The 4750-nt window shown below is 61.7% G+C and carries 4 protein-coding genes and 1 pseudogene; all 5 read right to left on the reverse strand.

Features of this window, described 5'->3' with window-relative positions:
• Positions 1 to 30: 30 nt before the first annotated feature.
• The gene (locus AC1DWT_RS49565) at positions 31 to 759 is read right to left on the reverse strand and encodes an isocitrate lyase/PEP mutase family protein (protein ID WP_477926100.1); all 729 of its coding nucleotides are present in this window, start codon (positions 757 to 759) and stop codon (positions 31 to 33) included.
• Positions 760 to 853: 94 nt separating this feature from the next.
• Complete coding sequence (locus AC1DWT_RS49570; RefSeq protein ID WP_477926101.1) at positions 854 to 1285, reverse strand: cupin domain-containing protein; 432 nt, start codon at positions 1283 to 1285, stop codon at positions 854 to 856.
• 156 nt (positions 1286 to 1441) lie between these two features.
• Positions 1442 to 2629: an LLM class flavin-dependent oxidoreductase gene (locus AC1DWT_RS49575; protein WP_477926102.1), complete on the reverse strand. Its 1188-nt coding sequence runs from the start codon at positions 2627 to 2629 to the stop codon at positions 1442 to 1444.
• A gap of 1132 nt (positions 2630 to 3761) precedes the next feature.
• Positions 3762 to 4511, reverse strand: coding sequence for an NADPH-dependent F420 reductase (locus tag AC1DWT_RS49580; protein WP_477926103.1), 750 nt, complete (start codon positions 4509 to 4511; stop codon positions 3762 to 3764).
• A 57-nt stretch (positions 4512 to 4568) separates the two neighbouring features.
• Positions 4569 to 4750 (reverse strand): annotated as a pseudogene (locus AC1DWT_RS49585) (cyclohexanone monooxygenase); the annotation flags it as partial.

Below are 4750 nucleotides of genomic sequence, written 5' to 3' on the forward strand. Positions count from 1 at the left end.
GCACTGCCTCGATCGCCTGGCCCATCGCGGTCAGCTCGGCGAGCGTGGCACTGCCTCGATCGCCTGGCCCATCGCGGTCAGCTCGGCGAGCGTGCGTCGACCGATGAGTTGTGCCCCGATCACGTAGTTCGACCCGGGCGTCTCCTTCAAGGCCAGCTCTGCTTCTTCCCACGTGTGTGGACCCTCGAAGAAGATGACGTCGACGCCGGTCTCGGCGCGGTAAAGCTGTGCACGCCGAATGGCTTCGTCGAGGCCTCCGCCGGCAGCGCCGAATCCGTCCGTACGAGCGACGATCACGAAATCAGCATCCGCTCGGTCCCGAGCTTCGACCGCCGCGTTGAGTCGACCTATCGCCTCCGCGTCGGATACCAGTTCGATTCCGGTCGTTCCCCCGGACTTCTTCGGCTCCCGCTGGTCTTCGATGTGTATTCCGCCGACACCGGCGTCGATGAACTCCTGCACCGTTCTCTGGACGTTGATAGGTGCACCGAAACCAGTGTCGGCGTCGCAGAACACAGGTACGTCTACACTTCTCGCGACGCGCCGTGCGTGCGCTACCACTTCAGTGAGAGTGAGCCAGCCCGTATCGGAGGCACCCTCGGCCCACCACGCCGACATTCCACCCGAGAGCTCGAACGCCTCGAATCCTGCGTGCTGGGCCATCTGCGCGTGAATCGGAAGCGCGCCGAACGGCATGACTACGGTTTCGGGCCGCTCGAAGATTTCGCGCAACGCGGCACCGGGCGAGCTCAGGCCCATGATTGCAGTCCCTTTTCGAGTCGATGTATTTCGTTTTGTGACATGACTTTTCTCATTCTTGTTCGGTCTGTGGATCGAGTGGTCGATGGTGTGACTAGGCGTCCGACTGGCCCTGGTTGAACCCGAGAGTCACCACGATGTATACGCAGTCCTCGTCGTACGGGTTCTTCCATGCGTGAGGTACGCCCGCCATGACGAGCAAGTCACCCGGCACCAGAGTGCGCTTCTTCCCACCGGGGAGTTCGAGATCAACCTTCCCCGAGATCACCACCTCGTAGTCGATGGTGTCACTGGCATGCATGGCGGGATCACCATCGTCTCCGGTGCCGGTCATGCTGGGTCCCAGGTCATCGATATCGACGTTGTTTCCCGCCGACCGTGCCGGGAAGCTGCTCACACCAAAGGTCGAACCGTTCGGCCCCGCCAATTCGACACGAACGGGGGGCTTGCCGATGTTGTCTTTGCTGTGCTCGCCCTCGACGGCCCAGTAGAACGCTCCGCTGGCGACGCCCGGCAAATCGATCACAGCGGGAGACCCGACCTCCAAGAAGTCGGTCTCACCTGAATCGGTGGTACCCGCGACTACCAAGTTGAACTTTGATGGATGTGGAAAGGTCATGCGATCCCCTCGGGAATTGTCTGCTGCTTCTGCCGTTCGTAGAACGGAAGTTCGAACTGAACGTCAGGCACGAAGCCCCGCGCTGCGCATCAGCGGGAAGATCTGCTYGTGCAAACGGTCCAAGCCCTCGTTGTAGTCGACCAGACCGGTGCAGATTCCCGAAATACCTGCATCGGAGAGCTTCTGAAGCCCTTCTACAATCATTTCCGGCGTACCTACCAGCGGAACGAGACCCGCCCGCATAAAGGCCTTCACGGACTCGTCGTCCTTGAATTCGTCGAAGTTGATGCTTCGGGCATCACCCGACTCGATGATCTGCTTGTAGCGGGCTGCGCTCTCCCAGTCGCCCTTTTCCTCGACCACGTACTGCACGTAGTCCAAGGCTTCCTTCTCGGTGTCCTTGCACACGATGTGGACACCTGCCCACAAAKCGAGGTCTTCGCGACCTGCCTCGTCTGCGTTCTTCCGAAGCTGCGTGACGGCCGGCTTGGCGCGATCCACGTCGTAGATTCCGGCGAACAGGATGTTGGCGTGGTCGAATGCGAACCGCTGGCCAGCCGGGCTAGAGCCGGCACTCATCACCACGGGACCGGGCGCTTGCACAGGCTTGGGGAAGGCCTGCGCACCCTGGAGCTTGAAATAGTCTCCGTCGAAGTCGAACTCGAACTGTTCACCCTCGTCGGCCCACAGGCGCTCGACGATTCGCATCCACTCGTCCGCCAACTTGTAACGCTCGTCGTGTCCGGGGATTTCCGCGCCGAACATCCGGTACTCCGGCTGGTGGTAGCCGGCGACGGCGTTCAAGCCCATGCGGCCGCCGCTGATGTGATCGACTGTCGCGCTCATCTTCGCCGCCATCAGCGGATGGATGAACGGGACGTGGCATGTCGCGAAGATCTGGATGTTCTCCGTCGCTGCCGCGAGACCCGCGGCCCAGGTGAAGGTCTCGAACTGTCGTCCCCAGGGTCGCTCGGGGCCGGACAGTCCCGTCCACCGGGCAATGGGGATGAAGCCCTCGACGCCGTACTTGTCTGCCTTTTGAGCAAGTTTCTGAATCTCTGTCCAGTTGCCGAGCTTGATCGTGTTGTCGGCGAGAGTCAGGCCACCTTGTCCCGTGGACACGTTCGCTCCGAAGATCGCGACTTTGAATGCGTTCGGTCCGTCCGCGATGGGCCGCTGTGAACGTTCGACGGTGTGGTCGGCGACGAACTCGCGCGGTACATCGTTCTGGGTCAGTTCAGGGACAGTCATCGATGGTCTCCAGATATGTTGAAGGGCGCCGGAAGCACCCTCGTCGGTGAGATTGCGCGAGCATGCACTCGCAGCAGCGATTGTGCGCCCGGCGTCGAACAGGATCCGGTCATCGTTCGATGCTCGTGACGCCGCATTCTTGGCGAACCGGTCCTGGCCGATACCGAGTCGCTGCATGGACGGGATCTCGCGTATGGAAAGCCCGTCGGAGGCCCCACGCGGCGAGTGTTCCAGCTCACATTCGCTACGTCCACGTTAAAAGACGACGGCGCCCTACCGGCACGGGTTTGGACGCCAACAGAGCTGATAAACGCGCCAACCCGGGGTGCCTGACACCAGTGGCGTAACAAACAACGGTGTTGGCGGGCTTTCCCGCAGGCGACGACCATTTCGCTCCGTGTTCCGTTGCGTGAGCCCGAAATCGGCAAACTGGTGCGAGATGAGTTGTCAAGGAGCGGAGGTCGGCCGATCGAGCRACCTAGCACACGACGGATCACTGCCACCCGAAGCTGCGATCGGGGGATGCGGTGAAAACTGCACTCGTACTTCAACCTGACATTCCGAAACAGCGGCCACACACTGCGCCGCTACTCCCGGACGCCGATCTCGACTGGGCGAACTGCGCCCGCGAATGCCGATATCGACCCCGACGCGTCCAACCCGACCAGGAGGTGCAGTTCCCACTCACGAGGAAATGGGCTTTCAGCTCGGTCAGGGCGGGGACCGTGTCAACCTCTGAGTATGTACTGCTCTGTGCCGCCGACAGCATTGCCAACTGTGTGGGCGCGCGAATTGGTTCTGGCGCAACCATGCCGACCATCACCGCTTAGGTTAAGGTTGCGGGCACCGCAGAGTATACGTCGCGTACGGTCGATATCGTGTCTTTGCGGGCGCACGACGAGTAGGTGACAGGAATCGACTACGGATACTTCCCGGAGTGTGATTCCCTTTCAGCATCTACCGCGAGCTCGATGTCACCACCCGGTTCTTCGACGGGCGTACCGGCGGTCGATTCCCCTTCGTTCGGATCGATTTCCCGTGGCCGAATCGCGCCGGGGCAACGCAATACGTCTGGTGCAGGTTCACACGAGTCTGCGGATAACGGGTGTGGAGTGGACGAGCAGCCCAGAATTCACATGAACAGCGTTCGGTTCAGACGCACGAGGAAGTCGGCGCCGGGATCCCGCGCGCCGCTGCCGTTCATCCGTTCCATCACTGCTGCGAATGCAATATCCCGGCGCTTAGACGAACGGGAAGGGTCAGCGGCGGAGAGCGCCGCCGGCATCTCCTCACGGGTGAGGTCTGTGCAGTAACACGGCGTGCCCGGTTGTTGGCGCCATGACTCGCTCAGGGTGCCCGCGTCGACCGCGTCGAACCCGGTGTCCTCGACGAGAGTCAGCCCCACTCGACGATCCTGCTCACGGTCGGCGGCAACGGGAATCGCGAGACGATCCGGGCTTCCGGCAGGCGTTCCCAATCGCGAAAGGGAGTCGGAACCGATTGCATTCCATGCCTTGACCACTGGCCGGTCCAGCTTGCGGGCTACCCATAGGCTTTCAGCCTGACCGGAATCGATGGCATCGATGCGGCCGTCACGTTCCGGGTAGTAGTTCGAGGTGTCGACGACAACCGTGTCTGGGCCCAGGTGTGCGGTTAGCGGAGCGATGTTCGGGACACAGTTCAGCGGAACGGACAGAACAGCGACATCGACGTCCTTCATCGCTTCGGCCGACGTGACCGCGCGTCCACCACTGGACAGAATGTCGGGTCCGATGGTCTCAGGCCCGCGAGAGTTTGCCACCTTCACCTCGTGCCCAGCGGCACTCAACTTCAAGACCAGGGTTCGTCCTATGTGCCCTGTGCCCAGAATACCAATTCTCATGCTTATCTCCTCGTTGTTGGGACTGCGCAGTGCGTGTCGGTTCGTTCGTGTCGGGGTTCAGTGGAAGGTGAAGCCGGTGAAGTCGTCGGCGGCGACCTTGTCGCATGTGTCGACGTAGCGGTCGAGTCCGCCGACGTAGGGCATGAAGACTCTGCTGCCGTCGTCGCGGTTGACGTGGACCATGTAGTTCTCGACGTTGAGTCGGAGCAGGTGGGAGGCGGCTTCGGCGACGTGTGCTG

It is taken from the genome of Rhodococcus sp. P4_B6, assembly GCF_056402215.1.

What these genes read in the sequence shown, in the direction of transcription:
- AC1DWT_RS49565 (WP_477926100.1), bottom strand. Translation starts at nt 759, where the DNA reads ATGGGCCTGAGCTCGCCCGGTGCCGCGTTGCGCGAAATCTTCGAGCGG.
- AC1DWT_RS49580 (WP_477926103.1), bottom strand. Translation starts at nt 4,511, where the DNA reads ATGAGAATTGGTATTCTGGGCACAGGGCACATAGGACGAACCCTGGTC.